This is a genomic window from Planktothrix tepida PCC 9214 (genome assembly GCF_900009145.1).
GTDB lineage: Bacteria > Cyanobacteriota > Cyanobacteriia > Cyanobacteriales > Microcoleaceae > Planktothrix > Planktothrix tepida.
Window position 1 is genome coordinate 456,753 of record NZ_LN889802.1, and the last position, 25,473, is coordinate 482,225.

The window sequence follows — 25,473 nt, forward strand, 5'->3', positions numbered from 1 at the left end:
ATTAGGTAATCTCTAACTTGATTCTTGACTTAAAATCTCTATAAATTCCTGAACAATGTCATCGGGTTCTTGATTGCACCTATTATAGTCATAATAGTGGATAATACAGATACCCTGAGTTTCAAAAAGGCGATCGCGATCTTCAGATTTTGCTGTATTAGGATGCAATAATTCCAGAATACCCCATTTACCTTGATAGAAAATTAAGAAGTTAGCTTCTTGATTTGATCTACCTTCTGGCGTAGTCAGACGGACTTTAGCATTAGGAAAAAAAAGGATATTAGCGCGCTCCAAGGCTTCGGCTATTTTAATTTGTTCTTCGCAGTGGAAATTAAAATTATTCCATAGATAGATTTTTTCTTCTGAGTTATAGTGAATTTGTTGATGTTCTTCTTCTGATTTTATAATTTCTTCGGGGAAGTTAGTGTTATTATCAACTCCCATTGAGTTATGTGAATCTCTTTGACAGGAATCTACACCTAAATTTGTAAATAGTCTTGCTCCTGTTAGATTGGCTTTACTCAAAGTTTTTCCAGTCAGATTGACTTCAATTACTTGATGGCGATGCAAATTAACTTGATTTCGTCGCAAATATCGCTTAAAAACAGACTGTAAATTATTTTTTTTTACTTTTTCATCAAAAGCGTCTGATAGTTGTTTCCAAAGTTTCGCCGCAATAGATTTTATGTATTCATCATCATAGTTAGAAAGTTGAGCAATCTCCTGATATGAACATCTTCCCTCCCAACATTGTCTAAATATTAGCTGCTCCACGTCGTTTAAACATTTGCCATCGAGGACAACTTCTGCGATCGCAAGTGCTTCATCAACGGTCATGGGTTCAATTTCCTTAAAGTATCAGTTAAAGTTTTAAACAGATAACACTATATTGTACCCATTAAGGTTGACTTTGATTCAACCAATTTTCTAAATCTGTTACTTCTGAAAAATCCAGAAGCGCTTCCCCTAAATTCTCTAATTCTTCGACAGATAAGGTCTGAATTTGTTCTTGGATTATAGGAGCGATCGCACCGACTCGTCGAGTCAACTGACGAGTAACAAATAACATCGCCTCCCGTTGTCGCCCTTCCAGGAGACCATCTTCCCGAATTTCTTGGTAAATGACAGACTCGCGCATTGTTTCGCTCCTAAATAATTGTCTGATTAAGTTTTTTTCAAACCTTAAACCCGCGAGAACTTGAGTACAAGCGAGGAGATCGGCTTGTTGATTGGGTTCTTCAATTGTAGCAATCCGATTTGCGACTTGCTCTAACAAAGTTCGGGGTGAGTTGGTTTGAGATAATGTCGCAAAGGGGAGTAAACCGGGGACAGATAGCAGTAAATTGGGGTCTTGCTCCCACAGGCGAATCACTCGGTAGCAGTGTTGAGTGTTGGTGTCTGTATACTCAGATACAAAAGCTTGTTCTGAGGTGGTTTGCTGTAAAAAGAGTACAACTTGATTGACCGAACAAGAGTATTGTCGCTTGAGCCTGACGTAGTAGTCAAGCATTCTGAATGGAAGGGGAGGGTTAGAATAAGACAGGGTTTGAAATTCCAGATGCAGAATTTGGTTATCGGCTTGCAAAAAAGTGAGAGAATCAGCCCGAATTGGTTCTTGAATGAGTTCAGTTTTGAGAACCTGAATGGTGGTAGGTTGTTCCAAGGGGAGTAACCATTGAACAAAAGCATCTGGGAATTTTTCAGCCAGATATTTACAAGTGTTGTCGTAGGCCAAGGAAGTTCGGTTGAGAAATAGGGGTGAATAGTTTCTTCAGAGGAGTTTAACTCTTAGGCGCATCTGTCTAACAGGATATTTTAGCAGAATTTTGCAAAAGTTACTACTTTTTATCACTTTTTATCACTTTTTATCACTGTCAAACTGAGACAGACTCGCTAAAATGCTACAAGAGCAGTGCAAGATGTCTAAGTCCAATTATTTATAGAAAATGAATAATATTTTAAAGCTGACTGTCATCACATCGAGCATAATTTTATCGGCGATTTTTACTTCAGCTAGTTGGGCATCAGTATTACAAGAGATTAAGAATACTGGGGTGTTAAAAGTTGGTATTAGAAAAGATTCTATGCTTTTTGGGTTTGAGGACAGTAGAGGAAATTGGACAGGTTACTGTGCGACTTTTGCCAATTCTCTGGCAAATAGCCTCAGCCGTCAACTCAATACTCCTGTTAGTGTCCAAGGAGTTCTCTCCACTCTGCAAAATCGGGAGTCAATCGTCCGAAACGGTATTGCACACATTGAGTGCGGGCCAAACACAATTAGCCGGGAGAAAGAAGTAGAGCGAAATATTAAATATTCTAGCGCATTTTTTGTTACGGGAACACAACTTATAGTCAGGGCTGGAAATGCTAACGCAAATTTGAGTAATGGGCAACTTGGCGTATTTCAAGGCTCTACCAATTTGCGTGCAGTTACCCAAGCATTTCCTAATGCTAATATTCAACAGTTTGCCCAGAGAAGTCAAGGGGTAAGCGCAGTAAGAAATGGTCAAATTACTGCATTTGCGGGAGATAGTATTCTTATAATTGGAGAGGCAGTTAGGCAAGGATGGGCTGCAAAAGATTTTGAGATATTACCCAAGAAACCTTTGTCCTGTGACCTTTATGGAATGATACTTCCTGCTAACGATTTGCAATGGGAAAATACGGTTAATTCTTTTATCAGAAGCAGTCAAGGATTAGAGGTTTGGAGAACTTGGTTTGAAGAGTTAGCTCCTTACCTTAAAGGAACACTTGATTATTGCAGGAGTAGATAATTATCATATTTTTCAAAGCAATTAGGATAGAACAATGCGTAGAAAATTTTGGGATGATATTTTATTAACAATTTTGGCGGTTTTTGGTTCTATAATTCTATTGTTTTTAGCGCGGGGCTTAGTATTTTTTATACTTAGACCTTTGGCACTATGGTTGCGAGACACATTCTCATCGAAAGCTATCTGGCATCTTCTAGAAATTCAAATTACTGGGATAGGATGGTTAGATATTATTTTACGGCCTATTATCTTCATCATTGTCAGTATCTTCGCATTAATTTGGTATGCTTTGCAAAATGCTGACGATCCAGAAATCAGGAAAATCAGAGGTATTCCAGAACAATTTGTTTGGAATATTATATGGGGTGCTTTTATTAGCATCGGTTATGGGCTACAGCCTTGGGTATATAGATTGGGCGTTCGTTCTACCCTCATCATTCTACCTTTAACCTTTTTTCTCTGCTTTTTTAATACTATCCTTGACTATCAAAATCTCGTCTCATTAGTTATTTCTGGAGTGAGCGATACCCCCTACATGGATATATTTACAGATAGAACAGTTAATTATATCAAAAACAAAACTTATATTGCTGAATTTGTCAAGTGGGCGACTCAAGATGCCGTTGCTATCAATAACTTTTTTGACTACTGGTTTTACACTCTCAGAGCATCTATACTAGGTTTTAGGATTGAAGGAATTTGGCAATGGTTAGTAGCTTTTCCTGTTAACGTAGCTGCTAGTATTTGGTTCTTTTGCTTAGGATGTGGTTACATATTCGCAGGTATAAATACAAAAACAATTGAGATTGATGAAGAACTAAATTTAAGAATTAATCCTCTAAATCAAAAGATTCATAATGGTAGCAGTTTGGTTCTACTCTTATCTTTAATTTTGTCTTTAATCTTGTTTCTTAGCCAACTTGGATGGGTGACAACAGGTTCAAAAGTCAACCTTGCCGTTTTACTTCCGTTTTTAAGCTTTGGAGAAAAGTATTTGATTGTGGATCAAAATAATTCCTATAAACACTCTGGTATACAAGCCTTCGCCAAGGGTGACTTTACAACTGCCATCAATCATCTACAACTCTCTTTGAAACAAAAAATTAACGATCCTGAAGTAAGAATTTATCTTAACAATGCTAAAATTGAGAATCGAAAATATTATGTGATTGCTGTAGCAGATCCGATTGGTCAAAAGGTAGATACAGCCAAAGAAATTTTGCGGGGTGTTGCACAAGCACAAGAGGAAATTAATCAAACAGGTGGTATTAAAGGTATCCCTTTAAAAGTGATGATTGCAAATGATGAAGACAATAAACAGATTGCGGTAGAAATTGCAAATGCCTTGGTAAAAAATCCATCAGTCTTGGGTGTAGTTGGTCATTTCAGCAGTGATGTCTCTCTGGAAGCCGGAACGGTATATGAGAAAGGGCAACTAGCAATGATTTCGCCTACTAGCACCTCAGTTAAACTTTCTAGCTTAGGCAATTATATCTTTCGCACAGTACCAAGCGATCAATTAGCTGGTCAAGCTCTTGCCAACTACCTGACCAATACATTAGGACTACAAAAAACTGCTATTTTCTTTAATTCTTCTAGTAACTATAGCCAATCTATAAAAAATGAGTTTACAAAAAATTGGGCTCAAAATAATGGCGAAGTGGTGGCAGAATTTGACTTGGGTAATACATCTTTTAGCCCTAAAGCTAACGTAGACGCGGCAATTAGTCAGGGAGCAGAAGTCATTACTTTATTGCCCAATGAGAAGACACGCAATCAAGCTTTACAAGTAGTACAAGTAAACCAGGGAAGACTACCACTTTTAGGAGGAGACAGTGCCTACCATATTGATACATTAAAAGTAGGTAAAGAAAATGTTATGGGCATGGTACTAGCAATTCCTTGGCATAGAGAAGCAAATTTGCAAGAAAAGTTTACTAAAGATGCTGATCGCCTTTGGGGTGCAGACGTTAACTGGCGCAGCGCAATGGCTTATGATGCAACTAAAGTATTGATTGCTGCTTTACAGGAAAATCCAACTCGCAGTGGGGTGCAAAAAGCGCTTTCATCACCCAACTTTTCTGCTCAAGGTGCTTCTGGAGTCGTGAAGTTTTTGCCAACAGGTGATCGTAACGCCCCAATTCAACTCGTGAAAATTATTAGGGACGAAAACTCTCGTTCTGGTACTGGTTATGATTTTGTGCCAGCGCAGTGAAATGCTTTTGATATAGAGTAATCTGTGTATCTGCTATTGCCTTTAACAATTTGCACTTCTCCCAGCATTCTAAAAATTAGAAGAGGTTTTAATTCGAGCGATTACTGATTAATATCAGCCCTATAGAGAGACGCGCCGTGGCACGTCTCTACGGGGTGTGAAGAATACAAAAATTAACGAACGACGGACACTAATCGTTTTAGAGAAATTTCTAATAATTCCGGGTGATAATCTAAATGATAGCTTAATTGTTGAATGGCTTTTTCTAACAAATAACAATCTAATAAAACGTTAAGTTCTTGTCGTCCTTGGGGTAAAAAATGATCAGAAGATGCTGTTTCTAAATAATGCTTGAGGAAGGCGGCACTGACCCAATTTGACCATAATTGTCCCCACTGTTCCATTAACGGTAAATTTTCCGGGCGAATCATGCCATTTTTGATTTCTTCTCGAAGGGCAAAACGAGTCGCTAAATCAAAAGATTGTAACATTCCAGCGACATCTCGCAAAGGAGAACGTTTCATGCGTCGTTCACTTAATGACCGATAGGATTCTCCTTCAAAATCAATAATAATAAAATCTTTCCCCGTATACAATACATCCGTTAAGGAATAGTTTCCATGACATCGAGTTCTCAAAGCAGTAATTTTCAGATTTAATAAGCTTTGGAATCTTCCTAAAATGTAATTTTGATCTCCTAAAATATGTTGAATTATGGGTTTAAGTTCTGGAGGTAATGTTTCCATTTGTTTCTTTAATTTGATCAACACTTGTCCCGTTAAATTCCGAGAATATTGATAAATTGAGCGTTGATAAAAGGTAGAAAAAGGTTCAGGCGCAAAATCAGGATTATCAGGATCACTGGATAGAATAATATGAAATTCTGCGGTACGTTGTCCTAAAAGTTCTGCGTTTCTGAAATAGGAACCAATCAGTAATAAAATGTCTTCAGAGAGGGGGTGTTGATAGAGGTCAAATAAAGAACGGGTTGGCAATAAAACCTCTAAGTCTTGATTAGGTTGTAAGATTACTCGATCAAAGTAATCTCGTAAACTATCTAAGGTATAATTCCAAGCATTAATCGCATCGGGAATATACTCTTGTAACACTCCAAATGTGATCGATTCTCCTCGATGACGATAATATTCTAATCCCCCAATTAAAGGAGTTGTATATTCTAAATGTTGTTTTTGTTCTAAAAAGGAACGAACTTCTAACTCTGGATTAATCCCATCTTCGACTCGACGGAAGAGTTTAAATAAAAAGCGATCGCCATACACAACAAAGGAATTATCAAACTCTCCTTTTAATAAATGGGGGTCTAATCGTTGTTTTAAATCCTGGTGTTTTAACGCTGCGGTTGTGGTAGCAACTAAATTACCAAATTGACCAGAATAACGATCAGAATTGATAATCATTTCTAAAGGTAAACTTAAGAATTCAATATCTTGTCCGACTTCTAATAAAATTCCGGTTTCCCCAGAAACTTCTACGGTTGCTAAAATGAATTGTGGCGTTTCTTTTTTAACCTTTTCTGCAATTTCTTCCTTCAGAAAAACTAAAGGTAATAAATAGGTTTCAGGAAATCCTTCTGTATATTCCGTTTGCAATAAAATCATAATCCCTTGACTATCTTTATACGGAATTGGAATTGCTTCTGTGATCTTGACAGATTGGAGAATTCGGGATTTTCCCATAAACCAGCGACAACGATAGAGATATTCGGGTAAAATTGATTCTAATCGGGTTCTTAAAGTCGGTTGGGTTAAGATTTCTTGCCAGTTATTTTGAACAACAAAAATGGGGAGTTGAGTTTGAGGTCGGGGAAGTAAAGCGACTTTGGGATCAAACTGAAGCATAAACCAGTAAAATCCATAGGGAGATAAACTCATAAAATAAGGATTTTCCCCAATTTTAGGAAATTCTGTCCGACCAAAAATTTCAACGGGAACCATGCCTTTAAACGGGGATAAATCTAAATTAACGGATTGCACAAATCGAGATAAATTAGCAACAATTAAAAGATGTTCTCCCTGGTAAGTGCGGGTAAACGCTAAGACTTTGCGGTTTTCAAAATGTAATAATTCAAAGGTTCCTCGTCCAAAAGCTTGAAACCGTTTTCGCATCGTAATAATGCGTTTCATCCAAGATAATAAAGAATTAGGATTGCTACTTTGGGATTCAACATTAAGGGCTTCATAATTATATTCAGATTCAAAAATTAAGGGTAAATATAGTTTTTGAGGATTGGCTCGACTAAATCCAGCATTGCGATCTGGACTCCATTGCATCGGGGTTCTAACTCCGTTGCGATCGCCGATATAAATATTATCTCCCATACCAATTTCATCCCCATAATATAACACCGGAGTTCCGGGTAATGAAAGTAATAAACTATTCATTAATTCAATTTGGCGGCGATCATTTCCGAGTAAGGGTGCAAGGCGACGTCGAATTCCTAAATTAATTCTTGCTTGCGGATCTTGGGCATAAACTTTATACATATAATCTCGATCTTCATCTGTCACCATTTCTAAGGTTAATTCATCGTGATTTCTGAGAAATAATGCCCATTGACAGTTATCAGGAATGGCAGGAGTTTGATTTAAAATATCAATAATGGGGAAAGAATCTTCCATCCGTAATGCCATAAATAATCGAGGCATTAAAGGAAAATGAAAATTTAAGTGACATTCATTGCCTTCCCCATAATAAGCCGCAGCATCTTCTGGCCATTGATTAGCTTCAGCTAAGAAAATTCGGTTACTATAATTAGCGTCTAAATAAGTTCGTAATTGTTTTAATAATTGATGGGTTTCGGGTAAGTTTTCACAGTTGGTTCCTTCTCGTTCAAAAATATAGGGAATGGCATCCAGCCGCATTCCATCAACGCCCATTCCCATCCAAAAATCTAACACTTCTAAAACCGCTTTGATCACTTCAGGATTATCATAATTCAAATCCGGTTGATGGGAATAAAACCGATGCCAATAATAAGCCTTGGCTAAGCTATCCCAAGCCCAATTTGAAGTTTCAAAATCTTTAAAAATAATTCTAACTTCAGAATATTGATCCGGGCTATCACTCCAGACATAAAAATCCCGTTCTTTACTGCCTTTGGGGGCTCGTCTTGCCCGTTGAAACCAAGGATGTTGATCAGAAGTATGATTAATCACTAATTCAACAATGACTCGAATTCCCCGCTCATGAGCCGCATCTAAAAAGGTTTTAAAATCTTCTAAATTCCCATATATTGAATTAATATTCATATAGTCGGCAATATCATAACCATCATCTCGTAAGGGCGAGGGAAAAAAGGGAAGAATCCATAATGCTGTCACCCCTAAATCCTGTAAATAATCTAATTTTTCGGTTAATCCAATAAAGTCTCCAATTCCATCTTCGTTACTATCGGCAAATGCCCGAACTGGCACTTCATAAATAATGGCATCTTTAAACCATAAGGGATCGTTAGACAGTTTATTGTGTGGCATTTGTTTAATTAAATAAGGGTTTAATTTATTCTTTTAATAGAAGAACAAGATTTTGTGATTTTAGTCTAAAATTAATCATAAGGGAAGTCATCAGCCTTTAGGGAGAACTTAACAAACCTATCAAAATTTACACAGCTTAAATTTATCCCCTCCTCTGAAAAGAGAAGGGAATAGAACGTTAGCTTCGGTTACGATTTAGCCTGTTTTATTCATCTCTTCCATGTACTTCAGCCAGAGGAGATGTAGCTTCAACTGCGGTAAAAGGTTCGAGAATTTTATAAGCGTGATTCGACCCTTGGGGAACCACCCAAGAACTACCCGTTTCTAACAAAATGATTTGTCCTTCTAAATGCAGTTCAGCACGTCCTTGAATCACATAACCAACGGTTTCATAATTCCGTTTGGTTTCGGGTTTAAGTTCTCCAGGTTGCTCTTCCTCCCACAGTCGCATTGAGAGTTTTACCCCCGATGCTAAATATTTTTGTCCTATCTTTCCGGTGGGTGAAGATTGAGAATTGACTTTAACTACAGTTGTATCTGTCATGATTTTTCCTATCAGAAATGTTCAAAATGGTACAAGTGATCATCGATTTTCTAAGCTTCTTCTAACGCTTGTCCGACTGAATTTCCCATATTTTCTTCTATCCGTCGATTTCCCTCTTCACTGCGTTGAAGAATACGGTCTTGATCTTCAGGAAAACTGGAACCTGATTCGGGTTGAACAGATTGATCTGATTCATGTTTAGTATGTCTTAATTCAGAATCAACAGTTGAACTGAGATCAGGATTTTGATTCGTCATGATTAAAATCTCCTAAATTAATTTAAAATTAATAGCGAAATACTGCGGCTAATCTTGCTTCATCAGGAACAGAATCTGGAGGAACTGCATAAACAATGCCACCATTTAATAAGGTTTGAACAGCCGCTAAATTTAACAAATCATCATCCCCTGGTTCAGCTTCGGGATGAACGTTTAACTCATTAGACATCTCCAAAATAGAAAAAAGGAGGGGTAAAAAGATGATAAAATTAAATTTTACCCCGGATTAGAGATGAGTAAATTAAGAGACTATCTGGACAAGAATCCCCAGCAAGCAAAAAGGCTATTAGGGATGGAATATGAACAGATGATAGAACTCATTCAAGCTGCGGAGTTATTAGAAGAAGAAAAACGACAGGAAAAAGAAAAAACTAAAATCAGGTTGATTAAAGCAGGTGGGGGTCGTCGGCAGAAATTATCTGTGGAGGAACAAATCTTACTGACTCTAATTTATCTGCATCAAATGCCGACATTTCAAATGTTAGGGTTACAGTTTGAAGTCAGTGAATCAACAGCGAATGATATTTTCCATAACTGGATAAAAATCTTGAGAGAATTACTACCAGCGAGTTTGCTAGAGCAAGTAAAAAAAAACGAGAGTGATTGGGAGTGGGTAGAAAAAATTCTGGTGGAATTTGAGTTAGTAGTAGATAGCTATGAACAGCCCAGGGAAAGACCAACAGACAATGAAGAGCAGAAAAAATATTACTCAGGAAAGAAAAAGACACATACCTTTAAAAATCAAGTCATTGTCATGCCAAATGGAAAAGAAATAGTGGATGTAGCTGTGGGTTATACCGGAGCAACAAGTGATCTGAAATTGTGGAGAGAAAGAAGCCAGGAATTGGGGAATAATCAAAAATACAGAGGGGATAAAGCTTATGTAGGAGAAACAGCAATTAATACACCGTATAAGAAACCGAGGAATCAAGAGATGTCGGCGGAAAAGCGAGAAGAAAATCGGTTAAAAGCCCAACAAAGGATTGTAGTTGAACATTTAATAAGACTGATAAAAATTTATCGAGTTGCTTCAGAAAGATTTCGGTTAAAGAGGCAAAATTATGAAGCAGTAATCTTGACAGTATGTGGATTAATAAGATGGCGAATAGGAGCGATTGTATTACCATCTAAGAATTGCCCAGAATTCTTTTGAGAAATAATTGTATATCAGAGATAAAATTCATTAGTTATTATTAATGTGACTGAAAAAGCCTATGAATCCGTTACTTTTGGAGAAGCCGGCACAGGAGTGCTAGAGATTCCAAAAGTAGCGATAGAGGGCATTTGGAGATTTTCGGAGATGTCTAATATGAATTTGCGATCGCTCTATTGGCTTTTACGGGAGTCTTAATCTTCGGGGTACTTCAAGGCATTAGTTTAGGGGTGATTACATCAATTGTTTTTCTGATCTATCGAGCCAGCCATCCCCACACCGACGTTCTAGGGCGCATCCCCGAAACTCAGATGTATCGCGATATCAACCTTCACCCCGAAGCGATTATAATTCCTGGGTTATTAATTTTCCGCTTTAGTAACAACTTAATTTTTGCCAACGCTAACTATTTTCGCACGGAACTCAAGCAGAAGATTCTGGAAACTTCAACACCCACTCAAATGGTACTAATTGATGCGGAAACCATTAATTTAATTGATAGCACAGCCTTGGAAATGTTGCGTAAATTACGGGTAGAACTTATGAAGGATAATATTGTTTTAGCTTGGGCTCGGTTGCGTGATCCCCTGTATCAGAGGATGTATCGGGCAGGATTAATAGAGGAAATCGGCGAGCACAATTTTTATGAACGGATTACCGATGGAGTCTCGGAATTTACACGCCAATCTTCATCAACCTTACCCAATCATCCAACAACGGATAGTATTGATACTAATCCTGAGATTAACTAAAAAATGGCAGCAAATTTAATATTGCTCCGTAATCCAGCGTCGATTGCTCATCGAAGCCTCATCATCGTAGCTGTGTTTCATTGAGCGCTCAGGAAGCTTAACCTTTTCATGGGGAACGGGTTCGTAGGGAAACAAGTTTAGAAAATGAGACAGACAGTTAAGACGGGCTCGTTTTTTATCATCAGAATGAATAATATACCAGGGAGCCCAAGGGGTATCGGTGGCATCTAGCATCATGTCCCTGGCTTTGGAATATTCATACCAGCGTTCACGGGAGGGTAAATCCATAGCGGATAACTTCCATTGACGCAGGGGGTCATTAATCCGAGCTTCAAATCGCCGTTTTTGTTCTTCGTTGCTGACTTCCAGCCAATATTTAACCAGCTTAATCCCACTATCGACAATGTATTGCTCAAATGTTGGACAAACTTTGAGAAAATCCCGATGTTGTTCTTTGGTACAAAAACCCATGACATATTCCACACCCATTCGGTTATACCAACTCCGGTCAAAAATAATGACTTCCCCCGCAGCCGGAAAATGGGTGAGGTAGCGTTGAATATACATCTGAGTTTTTTCTCGTTCAGTGGGAGCAGGTAAAGCTACAGTACGGAAGACTCGTGGACTCACCCGTTCAGTCAGGGCGCGAATTGTTCCACCTTTACCCGCCGCATCGCGACCTTCAAAAACGACAATAACTCTTTCCCCTGTATATTTGATCCAATTCTGAAGCAAACAAAGCTCGGTTTGGAGTTTGCGTAATTCATGCGTGTATTCTTTTCCCGATAGCTTGGGTTTATTGCTATTGACTGGTTCAATTGGATGAATTTCGGTCTGTTTTTTCTCTTTGTGCTTGCCCATTAGATTCTCCTGGTTTTTGTTAATTTAGCTGAAATATTCTTCCTGTAAGGGTTTAAAGTTATTTTTGTTTAATTTCCACGATTAATTAATTCTAATTTTACTAAAGATATTAATTTCTTTCCTATTATTTTTTACCCCACGACATTAGCCCATGTCAAGTTTAAAGGGCAATACAGCCCTTTTATATGCGGTAGTAGTAACTCTCTGACCGTTACCTATTTTAACATCTCACAATACTTCTGGAATCCAGCCAATTTGTGCGGAGTTGCGCGATCGCTAATTCTTTTTGTTTGGCTTCTACTTCAATCCAAGGAACGGTTTTATAACAATCCGGCATTAAACTAATATAATCGCTATGTTTGGGATCAGCAAAAGATTGATCTCCATTAGAAATATGAACCAGTTGCCATTCAGGAATTGTCCACGTTTTTTGAGCTTCTGCTAACATTAAGGCAACACTGGGATGATCATAACTCTCTAACTGTTCATGAATCACATGATGATGAGCATCAAAAACCATTGGAATTTGAGCAGCGTGGCACACTTCTAAAATCTCTTCAGAACTATAGGCATATTCATCATTTTCTAAGGTTAAACGCAGTCGAATTTCATCGGGTAAATTTTGAATGACTTGAATTAATCGTTGAGCGCGATCGCCTTTTCCTCCATGAATATTCATCAGTGACCAAGGCGATCTCGGCAACCCTAATAAATCCAAAATCAGAGCATGGGTTTTTAGAATTTTAATACTATTTTCAATCACTTCTGGACGGTCTGAACTTAAAACGACAAACTGATCGGGATGTAAAACCAAACGCAGTCCTAACAAGTGTGCTTGTTTTCCAATTAACTCCATTTCCTCGGCTAATTCCATTAAAATAGCCATTCCAATGGGTTCATCCGCAAAGGGAAATAAAGCGGAACTTAATCGATATAAATGGATATTTTCACGGGTACAAAACTCAACAGCTTTATTTAAACGCTTCAGATTTTCGGTATAAAGCGTTCTCAACGTTTGCTCTTGTTCTGGAATCGTTAATTGTAATAATCGTTTTCGGGTTAATGCTCGAAATCTTACTTCTTGAGAAGCCGTAATACAAACTAATCCTAATTCAGGAACTTGGGTTGAGTTTTGAGTATTCATTCAGCAGTTATAGCACTACGCATTAAAGGTGTTTGACAATTCTAAATCTAAAACCCTTTCAATGCTTACTGTTCCCTGTTCCCTGTTCCCTGTTCCCTCTAATGATTGAGTTGAGATTCAATGGTAGCCATAACATCGGGGGTTCCGGGTTGTTCTTCGGGATGGCGGGTATACCACCAAGCCCAAGCTATCAAAACCGCTTGGAACGGCAATCTCACCCAATATAATAGAGGATGATGGGGGATTCCGTCTATGGGAATACTATGAAGGGCTTGATTAATATTAGCGGGAAAAACGGCAATAAATAAGGCAATGATTCCCCAAGCCGCAGCTACACTAATGACCGGAATTAATAATCCAATTCCTCCGAGAATTTCAAAGAAACCACTGATATAAACTAACCCGACCGGATAGGGTAATTCAGGGGGAACAATTCGAGCATATTGTTCAGGACGAATAAAATGAGTGATCCCAACAATAATCAGCGAAATTGCTAGAACAACACGAAGAATTTCCTTGCGTCGATGGGATGAAGAAAACGAATCGGTTTTAGCAGCCATAATCCACAAGATTAAACTTCAGCTTAGTTTATAACCCTTTCTCCGAATCGACTTCTATCCAGAGTCTAAAGATTAGATTGATGAGAGAGATAAAATTGCATTCCCTATACTCATGCCGGAATCCCCCTAAGTGTAAAATCCCATTCCCGACTCGCTCAAAAGTTGCTTCAAAAGGCAGAGGACGAAGATTCCTAATGTCGTTAAGCTAAAAGGTATTGGAGTTAAAAACTCATGAGTGAAAACCTGTAAAACTCAGATCCTTTTATGAGGAGATGAGAACACTTAAAAGCAAGTTGGTAGTCTGGAGCGGTGCGACAGAATTTGTCGTTTGATTTTAGCAATAAAACTCAAAAACTTAAACCGATCTGGGAAAACAAACCAACATAAATAATTAAAATATTTTCAAGGAAGAACATTATGGCAATTAGTCATTCTAATCCTGCTACGGGTCATAACCGACGTGCTGTTGGTGTGTTTCCTAACCGTCACTCCGCCGAACAAGCCCTTTATGCCCTCAGAGATTCCGGTTTTCCAATGGATCGGGTTTCTGTGATTACCAGAGATAACATTCGAGAGTCGGAAATTGCAGGGGCCGATGTCCAGGATTCGGTTTCTGAAAGTCGTGCAGCCCAACACGTTGATAATAAAGCCGAAGAAGGCGCGGCGGTTGGAATCACCACCGGGGGAGTTTTAGGTGGACTAACCGGGTTATTAGTGGGTTTAGGCACTCTCGCCATCCCTGGAATTGGCCCCGTTATGTTAGCGGGAGCCGCTGCAACAGCACTCGCCACAACCTTAGCAGGAACAGCGATTGGCGCGGCGACTGGAGGTTTATTGGGAGCACTGATTGGCTTAGGAATTCCCGAAGAAGATGCCAAAATCTATAACGATCGCATCGGTCGCGGTGAATATCTGATTATTATCGATGGCAATGAAGCCGATATTGCTCACGCTCATCAAATCTTAAATCGCCATCACATTGAAGAATATAAGGTTTATGATGCTCCCGGTGTTGCTTCCGCTACCCCGGCTCACCTCAACCAAGATATTACTCCCCATCATCATCATGAGCATTCCGTTGCTGTAAGCCGGAATAAACACGCCGTCGGTGTTTTCTCCAACCCTCGTGATGCTGAACACGCCATTACGGACTTAAGAACTGCTGGTTTTCCCTTAAGCCGAATTAGTATCGTCTCGAATCAGCCAAGACGGAATTCCTTCACAGATGTTGACATTCGCGATCGCTTTGACGCGGTGAGATATGGTATCCCCGTTGAACGGGCCAGAGTCTATAATGATCGCTTGGATCGCGGTGAGTATATTGTGATTGTCAGTGGCACAGAAGAGGAAGTGCGCCAGGCTGAAGCTATTTTACGCCGTCACAAAATTGAACAGTGGCAGATTTATGATCCAACAGTGATTTCCTCAACAACGACCGTAGAACACAGCCGTCCAGTGGAAATGTCCGCACCCTTGGAAAGCTCAAGACCGTTAGAACACACTCACCCTGATATTGCTAAAGTTGCACCTGTTTCTGGCCCAGCCGCTTATCCGGTGACACCTGTAACAACATCTACAACAACACCCATCACCGAGAGCCGCCACCATCCCTATAAACGAGCAATTGGCGTGTTCCATCATCGTCATGATGCTGAAATGGCACTTACCGATTTAAGAGATTCAGGTTTCCCCATGGGACGTGTTTCCGTCATTGCTAAGGATATCGACGGTCATCATCCCCCCACCAGTGCAGGTCAACAAAATTTGGGCGTTGATCTCAATCCTCGAACTCACGGGAATAAAGCCGACGAAGGAGCAAAAGCCGGAGCAGCAACGGGAGCCGCCCTCGGCGGTTTAGGGGGTTTATTGGTGGGACTGGGAACCTTAGCCATCCCTGGTGTTGGCCCTGTGATTGCTGGTGGAGCCGCAGCCACAGCCCTTGCAACCGCCTTATCCGGTGGAGCCATCGGTGCAGTTGCGGGAGGGGCAACGGGGGGATTAGTCGGTTTGGGTATCCCTGAAAATCGCGCTCACGTTTATAACGATCACCTCAACCGAGGAGATTATGTGATTATGGTCGATGGCTTTGAAGAAGAACTGCGACGAGCCGAACCCATTTTCAAACGTCATAGTATTCATGAATGGGAAATTTATAATGCTGCTGATGTCGATGTTAGTGCTTATACCAACCCTAATCCGTATACTCCTCGTCCGACTTCTAAATCCGTTGAACGCGATCGCACGAATTCTACCTGGTAACACTCTTTAATTCAAGAATTAGGAACGACAAAAATTTAAGGCTTCGTTCCTAATTCCTCAACTCTCATTTGTTTTTCAGTTCAACACAATTTTTATATATTTACTTCGGAGTTTCAATCATGAAAAAATTAACCTCTTTACTCATGGGTAGTTTCTTATTACTCGGTGCTGTCGCCTGTAATGATGTTGCCAAAACCAGCACAGGTGCCCCCGATGCGCCGAACCAAACGGCAGAAGCTCCCAAACCTGAACAAGCCAAAGAAATTCAGAAAGATGCCCAAAGTGAACTGCGAAGACGTCAGCTTAATGAAGATATTCGCGCTCGTGAACAACGCAATAATATCACCGGGGGTGATGCAATTCGAGCCGATGGTGATTTAGAAAGTGAAGTTCGCTCGAAATTAGAAGCGAATTTACCCGCCAGTCAACTCACGGTTGCCGCTAAAGATGGAGTGGTAACAGTGGCTGGAACAGTCCCAACTCAACCCCAATATGAACGTATTGATCCCTTAGCCAAGGAAATTAAAGGGGTGCGACAAGTGGTCGTTAATGTTGCGGTTGTCCCGGCTAAAGAGGGACAAGAAGCTCAATCTCAAACCGAAGATAACAATGCTCAACCTGTGATCAATAATAACAATTCGGAACAACCTGAAACGGAGCCTAACACTCAACAGTAATAACTACGAGGACAAAGGTGGGGGGTGTAGGGGAAAGGGAAAGAAAAGCTGGAACCATCCTCCTCTACTCACCCCCCTGACTCGCTATAGAAACTTGGTAAAATTGAGGAATCATTTTGACTTGATGGGGCTTTTCACGCATACTACCCCATCTTTATTTTACCGTAATTTGGCTCTATTCCCTCTAGCTAAACGAAGGTTTTTGACGGGGTTGTCACCCCGTCAGTTGACGGATTTTGGGCGCGCCTCGCTCCTATGGGAAGTTACCTTTTAACGGCTTAATTCTTGTTTCCGCAAGATACAGAAACCGATTTCTTGAGATTAATTCCTTAATTGTACAGGCATGACTAAATACGTCATTTTAATCCCACCCAAAGGATTAACAATAACAGGGCTAGTTGCCGCATTTAACTGGAGAGAAACTTCCGAAGCATTAAATACTTTTAAACCCTCTAATAAGTATTTAACATTAAAGGCTAACTCCTTCGGTTCATCCCCAGAAATTTGAGCCGGAAGAGATTCTAACGCATTCCCCACATCGGCGGCTTCTACAGATAAAGCAATTTGTTGATTAACATGATCAACAGTACATTTAACAATATCATTTTTTTGGGAAGCTAAAACTGCAATTCGTTCTAAAGCTCCCACAAAACCCCGTCGATCCAAATTAATTTGATTTAAAAATTGCTTGGGAATTAAAGTTTGATAAGCTGGATAGGCTCCTTCTAATTTGCGAGTATTTAATCGTTGTTCTCCCAGTTCAAAAATAACTTGACTTTCATCAAAACGCAAGGTAATTACCACTGGAGAATCGTTTTTAGACGCGCCATGGCTCGTCTCTACACTTCGCATTGCCACCATCCGTTCCACTTCCCTTAAAGCCCGTGCAGGAACAGTCACTTCAAATTCTTCTAACTCTTCATCGGGATCGGTTTCACTTAAATTTTCTGTTTGCACAACAGCTAACCGATGACCATCCGTTGAAGCAAATTCTATCGTATTATTTTCAACCTTTAAATGTACCCCCGTTAAAACTTGTTTCGTTTCATCAGGACTGGTGGCAAATAACGTTCCTTTTAATCCAGAAATTAAAGATTCTGCTGCTAAATGAATCGAATCTCCGGCCTTAATAGACGGTAATTCTGGATATTCTTCCGCCGCCATTCCTCGAACTTGATACCTTCCTGAACTTGAAGTTAAAGTTACAATTGCATCTCCCATTTCATCATCTAGGGTAATTTCTCCCCCTGGTAAACGGGAAACAATATCATTAAATAATTTAGCCGGGACAGTTAAAGTTCCTCCCTCCTCAACGGTCGCCTGCATACTGGCGCGAATCCCTAAACTTAAATCAAAGGCTGTTAAATTGACTCGTTGATTTTCTTCATCTACATCAATTAAAATATTAGATAAAATGGGATGATTGGGACGAGAAGGAATTGCCCTAGAAACCCAAGATAAATTAGAACTTAATTTGTCCTGCTCAACAATAAATTTCATAATGACCTTAAGACTCATCAGTGTTCCCATAGGAACTCTCTCCAACGGTTTCTGATGTTGACGAGAGAACCAAACCTTTGATTATACCTTACCCAACTTCGATTTGAGCCCAATAAAATAAGCATAATTTTCCTAGCTCATCCCCCTGGAGAGTCGAAAATTGGATGGGATATGCAAGGGTTTTCAGGGGATGACCTGTGGAAAACCTGTGGAAAACTTGTGAAAAACAGCAACACTTCAACCGGGTAATTCCCTGATATCATAAGGATCTTATCTGTTTTCGGCGTTATCCACAACGTTTTCCACAAACCCCAATAAAGGTGTCGAGTTTCTATTCTTTCTTCTCCTGTTCCCTGTTCCCTGTTCCCTGTTCCCTCTGATTCTAATGAGAACGACTGGTAAAGTTAATTTGATCGCTGAGTTGTCTTAAGGTTTGGGCTAAATCAGAATTTTGGTGGCGTAACTGGGAAATTTTTTCACAACTATACATGACGGTGGTGTGATCTTTTCCCCCAAATAATTCTCCAATTTTGGGTAAGCTTAAACCCGTATGTTGTCGCATCAAATACATCGCCACTTGACGCGCTAAACTAATTTCTCGTCGTCGAGAATTGCCTTTTAAATCTTCAATAGAAACCTTATAAATTTCTGCGACAATTTGCATCACTGCTTCGGGGGAAGATTCCTCTAATTTTTCCGTTGCGGTTAAAACCGGGGCAATATTATCTACGGTCATGGCTAAACCCGAAATTGATAAATAGGCGATCGCACGAATTAAAGCTCCTTCTAATTCCCGAATATTAGACCGATAATTAGACGCGATATATTCAATCACTTCACGCGGTAACTGCACATTTTCATATTCCGCTTTTTTCTGTAAAATTGCCATCCGCGTTTCCAAATCAGGCAGTTGAATATCCGCTACTAATCCCATCGAAAATCGAGAACATAAACGTTCCTGTAATCGGGGAATTTGATGGGGAGGACGATCAGAAGCTAATACCACTTGTTTTCCCGCTTCATGCAACGTATTAAAGGTATGAAAAAATTCCTCTTGTGTATATTCTTTCCCTTCAATAAATTGAATATCATCCACTAATAAAACATCGGCTTCTCGATAATGTTCTCGAAAACTCTGCATACTATCTCGACGAATCGCCGTAATTAAATCATTGGTAAACTTTTCCGTTGAAACATAAAACACTTTAGAATAAGGTGCAATTTCTAAACGATAATGACCAATGGCTTGCATTAAGTGGGTTTTTCCCAAGCCTACACCCCCACACAAAAACAATGGGTTAAACTCCCGACCTGGAGACTCCGCTACCGCTAAAGAAGCCGCATGAGCCAAACGACTATTCCCCCCGACCACAAATCGAGAAAACACATATTTGGGGTTTAAATTAATCGGTTTGGGGGGTAAATCGTGAGGGTTTTCCGTTCCCAAGGGAGCGACGGGAGACGGCCAAATAAAATGAGATAAGCTAGAATCCGAGGCAGATTCGTTAATCTGGGTTGTAATATAAATTTCTACCGGATAACCCAAAATTTCCTGGACTGTATCAGCGATCAACTCTCGGTAATACTTCTGGAGCCAATTACAAGAAAACGGGTTTGGCGTGCGAATGATTAAACAATTGTTGTCTAGTTGTTGTGCCCAAGCGGTTTTAATCCAGGTATCAAAGGTTGGACGTCCCAATTGTACCTGGAGACGTTCAAGAACTTGATTCCAGAGATGATCGATGGGGAGTTCCATAGCTAGACCCACGAGTTCACATTACAGGATAACAGTTTCTATCAGATCCCTGAGACAGGAGCAACGGAAATTTAAAATTTTTCAACTTCTGCAAACCCTGGAAAATAAAAGCGATAATAATAAAGGAATGATCCAATTAAAGTCAACATTAATCAATGGGAGGCTCAGAAAAACCCTGAACTCTAGGAAATAGTTCAAAACTACTGATATTATAAACATCTTAAAATCCGTTGATGAAGAGTACATCTGACAAACAAAATCGCCAAAACCCCCTCCGTACTGTTTTCTTATTACTGATCGGAGGCGGGGTTGCTTTACTCGGTGATCGCTGGTTAGCCACCCGCAACGCTTCAATGGTTCCATCGTCAACCCCTCAACCCCTGGCTCAAGTTTCCCCTTCTGCTTCTGCTAATGCCAATAATAATGGAAGCTCTCCCCCCAACCCGACGGCTTGGTTAGGTCAAAAAGCGAATTTAGCAGCCACGTTAAAGCCTGTAGAGTCTAACTTTATTGTTAATGCTGTTAACGAAGTTGGGCCGGCTGTGGTTCGGATCAATGCCTCTCGTCAAGTGGCTCGTCGAGGATTTGACCAGTTTGGGGACGGCTTTCCAGAGGAATTTTTTGGGGCTGAATCTCCTAAACGCCGTTCTAATGGCCCTGTTGAACAAGGGACGGGTTCAGGGTTTATTCTCTCCTCTAATGGCATCATTATGACCAACTCTCACGTTGTTGAGGGAACTGAGCGGGTACAAGTTGTTTTAAAAGATGGTCGTCGGTTTGATGGAAAAGTTTTAGGATCAGATTCAGTCACTGATGTTGCTGTAATTAAAATTAATGCGGATAATCTGCCAAGTGTGAAAATTGGCAATTCTGAGACTTTATCTCCGGGAGAATGGGCGATCGCCATTGGCAATCCTTTAGGATTAGATAACTCCGTTACGGTGGGAATTATTAGTGCCACAGGACGCTCTAGTAGTGATGTCGGGGTTCCTGATAAACGCATTGGCTTTATTCAAACCGATGCGGCCATTAACCCTGGCAATTCTGGGGGGCCTCTTCTGAATGCTAGAGGAGAAGTCATTGGAATGAATACCGCTATTATTAGTGGCGCTCAAGGGTTAGGATTTGCCATTCCGATTAATAAAGCTCAACAAATTGCCCAACAATTAGCAACAACGGGAACTGCTGAACACGCCTATTTAGGCATTGAAATGGTAACACTCAGCCCCGAATTGCGTCAAGAATTAAGAGAAACTCCTGATTTAGAGTTTCAAATTGCTCAAGACAATGGCGTTTTAATTGTTAATGTTATTCCGGGTTCCCCTGCAATGAAAGCTGGATTAAAACCGGGGGATATTATTGTAAAAATTGATGATAAACCCATTACAAAATCGGATGCCGTTCAAGAATTAGTCCAAAATCAAAATGTAGGAACTCCGATGAAAGTAGAGTTAAACCGTAAAGGACAACCCTTAACTTTAGAAGTCAAAACGGGGAATATGCCTGAGCAAATTCAAGGGTAATTAGTTGTCAGTTATCAGTTATCAGTTATCAGTTATCAGTTATCAGTTATCGGTTATCGGTTATCAGTTATCATTTATCAGTTATCGGTTCATAAATTAGTTAATAGTTGGTAACAGTTAACTTTTAATCAAATGAGTGAAATTTTAGCGATTTCTGAATTAGGGAACACTGTTTTGCGAGGTTATACTCATCCTATTGAAAATATTGGGGAGGAGAAAATTCAAACTTTAATTGATAATTTAATTGCAACGGCGTCTCAAGCCAATGGGGTGGGAATTGCCGCGCCTCAAGTGGGAATGAGCGATCGCTTATTTATTATGGCTTCTCGCCCTACATTGCGTTATCCTAACGCACCCGTAATGGAACCCACTGCGATTATTAATCCTAAAATTCTTAACCATTCTAACGAAACCATTAAAGGTTGGGAAGGCTGTTTAAGTGTTCCGGGAATTCGAGGGTTAGTTCCCCGTTATCAAAGGATTGAAGTTGAATATACCAGCCGTGAGGGGAAACTCTGTCATCAGGAATTAACGGATTTTGTAGCTCGAATTTTTCAGCATGAACTCGATCATCTCGATGGAATTGTATTTTTAGATCGGGTGGAAAGTACCCAGGATCTAGTTACAGAAGCTGAGTATCAAAAACGTCTTGTTAATTCGGCGGAATAGCTCCCTAATTAAGTGTAGAGTATTAGTAATTTTATTTGAGGAAAATGGATTTAAAGCCATGACGATTAATTTAACTAAAGGGGAACGCATTAGTCTTTCTAAAGAAGCACCCGGTTTAAAAAAAGCAGGACTTGGATTAGGATGGGATATTAATGCTTCTGATACGGGAGCCGCTTTTGATTTGGATGTGTCGGTCTTTATGCTCGGAAGTAATGGCAAAATTCCGAATGAACAATATTTCGTATTTTACAATAACTTAAAATCCCCTGATGGTTCTGTAGAATCCCTGGGAGATGACCGCACTGGAGAAGGTGGCGGGGATGATGAAACCATTCTGGTTGAGTTAAATACGGTTGATCCGAATATACAAGAAATTGTCTTTGTCGCCACCATTTATGAAGCAGAAGCAAGACGGCAAAATTTTGGACAAGTCCGTAATTCTTATATCCGAATTTATAACAATGAAACCGACTCAGAAATCACTCGCTATGACTTAGAAGAGGATTTTTCCAGAGAAACCTCCATTGAAATGGGTCGCCTCTATCGAAAAGACGGTGAATGGCGATTTCAAGCTGTTGGACAAGGTTATAATTCCGGTTTAGAAGGTTTTGTTCAACAATATACCTAAGATGTTTGGCTGTTGACGGTTGATGATTAAGGGTTAACCGTCAGCCGATAATACTAATAGAATTTACAATTTTAGGAGTTGATTAATCATGTCGATTAATATTAGAAAAGGGGAAAGAATTAGTTTATCAAAAGAAGCCCCTGGCTTAAAACGAGCATCCATTGGTTTAGGATGGGATGTGAATGCTAGTGATACAGGAACAGCTTTTGATTTAGATGCTTCTGTTTTTATGTTAGCAGAAGATGGTAAAATTCCAATCGATGAATATTTCGTATTTTATAATAACTTAATTTCTCCTGATCAATCTGTGAAACATTTAGGAGATAGTCGCACGGGAGAAGGAAGCGGGGATGATGAAACCATCGTTGTAGATTTAACTAAAATCAATTCTTCTATTCAAGAATTAATTTTTGTTGTTACTATCCACGATGCAGATAAACGGCGACAAAACTTCGGACAGGTGAGAAATTCTTATATTAGAATTTACGATGATGACACTCAAACCGAAGTCACAAAATATGATTTAGAAGAAGATTTCTCACGGGAAACTGCTGTTGAATTTGGGAGATTATATCTCAAAAATGGTGAATGGCGATTTCAAGCCGTTGGACAAGGTTATAATTCTGGTTTACAAAGTTTTGTAGATAAATACGTTTAATTTATTAGGACTTTAATTATGGCTATTAATTTAAAAAAAGGTCAAAGCATCATTCTTGATAAAAACGAATATGATTTATCAAGGGTCGTGATGGGATTAGGATGGGATGTGGCAAAAAAAGGGTTATTTGCAGGATTATTAGGGGGAAATGCAGACTTTGATTTAGATGGATTTGCCTTGTTATTAAATGCTCAAGGAAAACTAAAAAATCAACAAGAAGATGTGATTTATTTTGGGCATTTAGCCACAAAAAATAATACCGTGATTCATTCAGGAGATAACCTCACTGGAAAAGGTTCAGGAGATGATGAACGAATTATTATTGAACTTAAAACCCTTCCAGCAGCTTATCAACGGATTATTTTAGGGGTGAATATTTACCATGCAGAAGACCGTAAACAGCACTTTGGAATGGTTAATAATGCTTTTGTTCGGTCAATAGATGCCACCGGGAAAGAAATTGCGCGTTATAGTCTTTCTGGTGAAACGACTTACTCCGGGCAAATTTCTATGTTACTCGGAGAACTATCGCAACAAAACGGACAGTGGAAATTCCAAGCGTTAGGAACACCTTTAAACTTAACGTTAAACGGTGTTGTGCGTTCGTTTATGTAGAGTTAATTTGATCCTAAACAGGTAGGGGCGGATGATTCGGCTATTGATTGATGGGTGTTTTCACCAATCTTTATCCGAATCCACCACCCCTAGAACTGCAAATCGGTTTTAAACGCTATTTTAATAACGTTTCTGTTGAAAATTAGCTGGCTTTGCCCTCGCCGAGATTAGCGTTTGCGGGGAACCATCGTTTCAATATTGATATCGCCCAATGCAACACGAGTCACGGGAGTGATGGTCGGAGTAACAGCCCGTGCTGCATCCAGGAAGTTCCGGGGATCGCCAGCTTTGGCTTGTTTTTCTTGAGGAATAAAGCGACGAACTTCGTTTTGCCAAACGATTTGAGGGAAACCTAGCTGGTTACGGTGGTACTCGTTATAGCGAGGTGTTCTGAGATTAAAAGGAACTTCCCCTGTATTGCGCTGAAGCAGAACCCGACGGCGTTGGTAAGGAACCGTATCATACCCGAAGTTATCCAGGTATTCATCGCTATCGAGTAACTCATCAATAAAGCCTTTGGGGCCTTTGTTTGCAACCACAATAGACCATGCGATCTTTTCACGTTCGCTATAAACATCCCGTCCTAAAATGCGTTGAACACACATCTCGACAAAACGGTAGTTGCTATTGGTTTGGTAGTTGCGACGCAGGAAGGGATCGGAAATTGCTAAACCCCGAATGAAATCCCGTACATTAATTTGACCAAACTTAAGCTGAGACTCTAAGTTAGTTTGACGGTTGCTTTTCAGGATTTGATGTTCGCTGTAAATTTGGCGATAAGCAGCCCAAATGATGTTATCCCACTCAGAACCAGAGGGCATATTTTCAGCCGTAAAAATTCTGGGTTGTTCATCACCGGCTACTTCAAAGCCAGCAACGCGAACATTGCGGCTGGTCGGGCCATAGCTTAATAAAGGAAGCGCCACCTTAATATCTCCTTAATCTCGAACTCAACGTCGTTTGTTATCTTGTGTTGACATCCTCCACTGCCTAACGGCAAGTAGATTCCTACCAGGCAAAGCCTTTCGGTGGGTTGACGTATCAAGAATTGCCTAAAAAATAGGTCTTACACTCTCTCCACGTCCGTTTTAAGTCTCCGAATGCCCTCCGGCGACCCCCTAAAACAATCTTGGGTTCTTAATTCTGCCTCAAGTTGGGATTTTAGACCCTTAACTTTTGGCTTTCCCGTACTCCTTAAGTCCACAGTCGATGCTGCTTTCAAAGTCGGGTGGGTCTGTGACCATCTAAATCTTAATACGAAGCCATCCTAGAAGGACGGAGTGTTAAACCCAAATTTTCGGTTATTTTAACCAGGATCGCTCAGAGCTTTAGAGCAACATGGTTGGCTATCCTACAGATTAAGGGATTAAGGCAACTCCATCTCAACTTTCAGGAATCAACGCAATAATATGT

24 protein-coding genes are annotated in these 25,473 nt (G+C 39.9%); 12 read left to right on the plus strand and 12 right to left on the minus strand.

Annotated elements, in window-relative coordinates:
* Positions 1-12: 12 nt before the first annotated feature.
* Both PL9214_RS16315 and PL9214_RS16320 read right to left on the minus strand, forming a co-directional pair.
* On the minus strand, positions 13-837 hold the full coding sequence (locus PL9214_RS16315; RefSeq protein WP_072719813.1) for a helix-turn-helix domain-containing protein: 825 nt from the start codon (positions 835-837) through the stop codon (positions 13-15).
* Between the two features lie 61 nt (positions 838-898).
* Complete coding sequence (locus PL9214_RS16320) at positions 899-1,735, minus strand: DUF4351 domain-containing protein (RefSeq protein WP_072719814.1); 837 nt, start codon at positions 1,733-1,735, stop codon at positions 899-901.
* Between the two features lie 211 nt (positions 1,736-1,946).
* Here PL9214_RS16320 and PL9214_RS16325 point away from each other — a divergent pair, with 211 nt between their 5' ends.
* Positions 1,947-2,774, plus strand: a complete 828-nt coding sequence (locus PL9214_RS16325) for a transporter substrate-binding domain-containing protein (RefSeq protein WP_072719815.1) — start codon at positions 1,947-1,949, stop codon at positions 2,772-2,774.
* Between the two features lie 34 nt (positions 2,775-2,808).
* Positions 2,809-4,989, plus strand: a complete 2,181-nt coding sequence (locus tag PL9214_RS16330) for an ABC transporter substrate-binding protein (protein ID WP_245824268.1) — start codon at positions 2,809-2,811, stop codon at positions 4,987-4,989.
* Between the two features lie 173 nt (positions 4,990-5,162).
* Here the strand turns inward: PL9214_RS16330 and treS are convergent, their stop codons facing one another.
* The 4 genes from treS to PL9214_RS31315 all read right to left on the minus strand — a co-directional run bounded on the left by treS (position 5,163) and on the right by PL9214_RS31315 (position 9,474).
* Complete coding sequence (gene treS / locus PL9214_RS16335) at positions 5,163-8,483, minus strand: maltose alpha-D-glucosyltransferase (protein ID WP_072719816.1); 3,321 nt, start codon at positions 8,481-8,483, stop codon at positions 5,163-5,165.
* Positions 8,484-8,688: 205 nt separating this feature from the next.
* Positions 8,689-9,027, minus strand: coding sequence for a cupin domain-containing protein (locus tag PL9214_RS16340; RefSeq protein ID WP_072719817.1), 339 nt, complete (start codon positions 9,025-9,027; stop codon positions 8,689-8,691).
* A gap of 50 nt (positions 9,028-9,077) precedes the next feature.
* Complete coding sequence (locus PL9214_RS16345) at positions 9,078-9,284, minus strand: hypothetical protein (RefSeq protein ID WP_072719818.1); 207 nt, start codon at positions 9,282-9,284, stop codon at positions 9,078-9,080.
* Between the two features lie 28 nt (positions 9,285-9,312).
* A complete protein-coding gene (locus PL9214_RS31315) occupies positions 9,313-9,474 on the minus strand; it encodes a hypothetical protein (protein ID WP_186440393.1) in 162 nt (53 codons plus the stop codon).
* Positions 9,475-9,537: 63 nt separating this feature from the next.
* Here PL9214_RS31315 and PL9214_RS16350 point away from each other — a divergent pair, with 63 nt between their 5' ends.
* The 3 genes from PL9214_RS16350 to PL9214_RS16355 are packed head-to-tail and all read left to right on the plus strand — an operon-like array spanning position 9,538 to position 11,210.
* Entirely contained in the window at positions 9,538-10,458 is a 921-nt protein-coding gene (locus PL9214_RS16350) for an IS5/IS1182 family transposase (protein WP_072717485.1), read from the plus strand.
* A gap of 45 nt (positions 10,459-10,503) precedes the next feature.
* A complete protein-coding gene (locus PL9214_RS31320) occupies positions 10,504-10,656 on the plus strand; it encodes a hypothetical protein (RefSeq protein ID WP_186440377.1) in 153 nt (50 codons plus the stop codon).
* The gene (locus PL9214_RS16355; protein ID WP_072719819.1) at positions 10,635-11,210 is read left to right on the plus strand and encodes an STAS domain-containing protein; all 576 of its coding nucleotides are present in this window, start codon (positions 10,635-10,637) and stop codon (positions 11,208-11,210) included. The genes PL9214_RS31320 and PL9214_RS16355 overlap by 22 nt, the downstream gene beginning before the upstream one ends.
* Before the next feature lie 15 nt (positions 11,211-11,225).
* Here the strand turns inward: PL9214_RS16355 and ppk2 are convergent, their stop codons facing one another.
* From ppk2 to PL9214_RS16370, 3 genes are all read right to left on the minus strand, one after another.
* Positions 11,226-12,071: a polyphosphate kinase 2 gene (ppk2, locus tag PL9214_RS16360; RefSeq protein WP_072719820.1), complete on the minus strand. Its 846-nt coding sequence runs from the start codon at positions 12,069-12,071 to the stop codon at positions 11,226-11,228.
* Between the two features lie 220 nt (positions 12,072-12,291).
* On the minus strand, positions 12,292-13,215 hold the full coding sequence (gene uvsE, locus PL9214_RS16365) for a UV DNA damage repair endonuclease UvsE (protein ID WP_072719821.1): 924 nt from the start codon (positions 13,213-13,215) through the stop codon (positions 12,292-12,294).
* Positions 13,216-13,313: 98 nt separating this feature from the next.
* Positions 13,314-13,775, minus strand: coding sequence for a DoxX family protein (locus PL9214_RS16370; protein ID WP_072719822.1), 462 nt, complete (start codon positions 13,773-13,775; stop codon positions 13,314-13,316).
* A gap of 417 nt (positions 13,776-14,192) precedes the next feature.
* Here PL9214_RS16370 and PL9214_RS16375 point away from each other — a divergent pair, with 417 nt between their 5' ends.
* Both PL9214_RS16375 and PL9214_RS16380 read left to right on the plus strand, forming a co-directional pair.
* Positions 14,193-16,034 carry a hypothetical protein gene (locus tag PL9214_RS16375; RefSeq protein WP_072719823.1) on the plus strand — a complete coding sequence of 614 codons (1,842 nt, stop codon included), beginning with the start codon at positions 14,193-14,195 and terminating at the stop codon, positions 16,032-16,034.
* A 119-nt stretch (positions 16,035-16,153) separates the two neighbouring features.
* Positions 16,154-16,711, plus strand: a complete 558-nt coding sequence (locus tag PL9214_RS16380; RefSeq protein WP_072719824.1) for a BON domain-containing protein — start codon at positions 16,154-16,156, stop codon at positions 16,709-16,711.
* Positions 16,712-17,032: 321 nt separating this feature from the next.
* Here the strand turns inward: PL9214_RS16380 and dnaN are convergent, their stop codons facing one another.
* The gene (gene dnaN / locus PL9214_RS16385) at positions 17,033-18,211 is read right to left on the minus strand and encodes a DNA polymerase III subunit beta (protein ID WP_072720084.1); all 1,179 of its coding nucleotides are present in this window, start codon (positions 18,209-18,211) and stop codon (positions 17,033-17,035) included.
* 382 nt (positions 18,212-18,593) lie between these two features.
* Positions 18,594-19,967 (minus strand): chromosomal replication initiator protein DnaA, encoded by a 1,374-nt coding sequence (gene dnaA, locus PL9214_RS16390; protein ID WP_072719825.1) that lies wholly within the window; start codon positions 19,965-19,967, stop codon positions 18,594-18,596.
* A 233-nt stretch (positions 19,968-20,200) separates the two neighbouring features.
* Between dnaA and PL9214_RS16395 the strand changes: the two genes are divergently transcribed.
* From PL9214_RS16395 to PL9214_RS16415, 5 genes are all read left to right on the plus strand, one after another.
* Positions 20,201-21,490: an HhoA/HhoB/HtrA family serine endopeptidase gene (locus tag PL9214_RS16395; RefSeq protein ID WP_072719826.1), complete on the plus strand. Its 1,290-nt coding sequence runs from the start codon at positions 20,201-20,203 to the stop codon at positions 21,488-21,490.
* A 132-nt stretch (positions 21,491-21,622) separates the two neighbouring features.
* Entirely contained in the window at positions 21,623-22,159 is a 537-nt protein-coding gene (gene def / locus PL9214_RS16400) for a peptide deformylase (RefSeq protein ID WP_072719827.1), read from the plus strand.
* 58 nt (positions 22,160-22,217) lie between these two features.
* Positions 22,218-22,787 (plus strand): TerD family protein, encoded by a 570-nt coding sequence (locus PL9214_RS16405; RefSeq protein WP_072719828.1) that lies wholly within the window; start codon positions 22,218-22,220, stop codon positions 22,785-22,787.
* A gap of 88 nt (positions 22,788-22,875) precedes the next feature.
* Complete coding sequence (locus PL9214_RS16410; protein WP_072719829.1) at positions 22,876-23,445, plus strand: TerD family protein; 570 nt, start codon at positions 22,876-22,878, stop codon at positions 23,443-23,445.
* Between the two features lie 18 nt (positions 23,446-23,463).
* Complete coding sequence (locus tag PL9214_RS16415; protein ID WP_072719830.1) at positions 23,464-24,060, plus strand: TerD family protein; 597 nt, start codon at positions 23,464-23,466, stop codon at positions 24,058-24,060.
* A gap of 167 nt (positions 24,061-24,227) precedes the next feature.
* Here the strand turns inward: PL9214_RS16415 and PL9214_RS16420 are convergent, their stop codons facing one another.
* Positions 24,228-24,986 (minus strand): phycobilisome rod-core linker polypeptide, encoded by a 759-nt coding sequence (locus PL9214_RS16420; RefSeq protein WP_072719831.1) that lies wholly within the window; start codon positions 24,984-24,986, stop codon positions 24,228-24,230.
* Positions 24,987-25,473: the final 487 nt, after the last annotated feature.

Bases quoted from the DNA above. Each gene is read 5' to 3' on its own strand.
- PL9214_RS16315 (WP_072719813.1), bottom strand. From the start codon at position 837: ATGACCGTTGATGAAGCACTTGCGATCGCAGAAGTTGTCCTCGATGGC.
- PL9214_RS16325 (WP_072719815.1), top strand. From the start codon at position 1,947: ATGAATAATATTTTAAAGCTGACTGTCATCACATCGAGCATAATTTTA.
- PL9214_RS16330 (WP_245824268.1), top strand. From the start codon at position 2,809: ATGCGTAGAAAATTTTGGGATGATATTTTATTAACAATTTTGGCGGTT.
- treS (WP_072719816.1), bottom strand. From the start codon at position 8,483: ATGCCACACAATAAACTGTCTAACGATCCCTTATGGTTTAAAGATGCC.
- PL9214_RS16340 (WP_072719817.1), bottom strand. From the start codon at position 9,027: ATGACAGATACAACTGTAGTTAAAGTCAATTCTCAATCTTCACCCACC.
- PL9214_RS16345 (WP_072719818.1), bottom strand. From the start codon at position 9,284: ATGACGAATCAAAATCCTGATCTCAGTTCAACTGTTGATTCTGAATTA.
- PL9214_RS31315 (WP_186440393.1), bottom strand. From the start codon at position 9,474: ATGTCTAATGAGTTAAACGTTCATCCCGAAGCTGAACCAGGGGATGAT.
- PL9214_RS16350 (WP_072717485.1), top strand. From the start codon at position 9,538: ATGAGTAAATTAAGAGACTATCTGGACAAGAATCCCCAGCAAGCAAAA.
- ppk2 (WP_072719820.1), bottom strand. From the start codon at position 12,071: ATGGGCAAGCACAAAGAGAAAAAACAGACCGAAATTCATCCAATTGAA.
- uvsE (WP_072719821.1), bottom strand. From the start codon at position 13,215: ATGAATACTCAAAACTCAACCCAAGTTCCTGAATTAGGATTAGTTTGT.
- PL9214_RS16370 (WP_072719822.1), bottom strand. From the start codon at position 13,775: ATGGCTGCTAAAACCGATTCGTTTTCTTCATCCCATCGACGCAAGGAA.
- PL9214_RS16375 (WP_072719823.1), top strand. From the start codon at position 14,193: ATGGCAATTAGTCATTCTAATCCTGCTACGGGTCATAACCGACGTGCT.
- PL9214_RS16380 (WP_072719824.1), top strand. From the start codon at position 16,154: ATGAAAAAATTAACCTCTTTACTCATGGGTAGTTTCTTATTACTCGGT.
- dnaN (WP_072720084.1), bottom strand. From the start codon at position 18,211: ATGAAATTTATTGTTGAGCAGGACAAATTAAGTTCTAATTTATCTTGG.
- dnaA (WP_072719825.1), bottom strand. From the start codon at position 19,967: ATGGAACTCCCCATCGATCATCTCTGGAATCAAGTTCTTGAACGTCTC.
- PL9214_RS16395 (WP_072719826.1), top strand. From the start codon at position 20,201: ATGAAGAGTACATCTGACAAACAAAATCGCCAAAACCCCCTCCGTACT.
- def (WP_072719827.1), top strand. From the start codon at position 21,623: ATGAGTGAAATTTTAGCGATTTCTGAATTAGGGAACACTGTTTTGCGA.
- PL9214_RS16405 (WP_072719828.1), top strand. From the start codon at position 22,218: ATGACGATTAATTTAACTAAAGGGGAACGCATTAGTCTTTCTAAAGAA.
- PL9214_RS16410 (WP_072719829.1), top strand. From the start codon at position 22,876: ATGTCGATTAATATTAGAAAAGGGGAAAGAATTAGTTTATCAAAAGAA.
- PL9214_RS16415 (WP_072719830.1), top strand. From the start codon at position 23,464: ATGGCTATTAATTTAAAAAAAGGTCAAAGCATCATTCTTGATAAAAAC.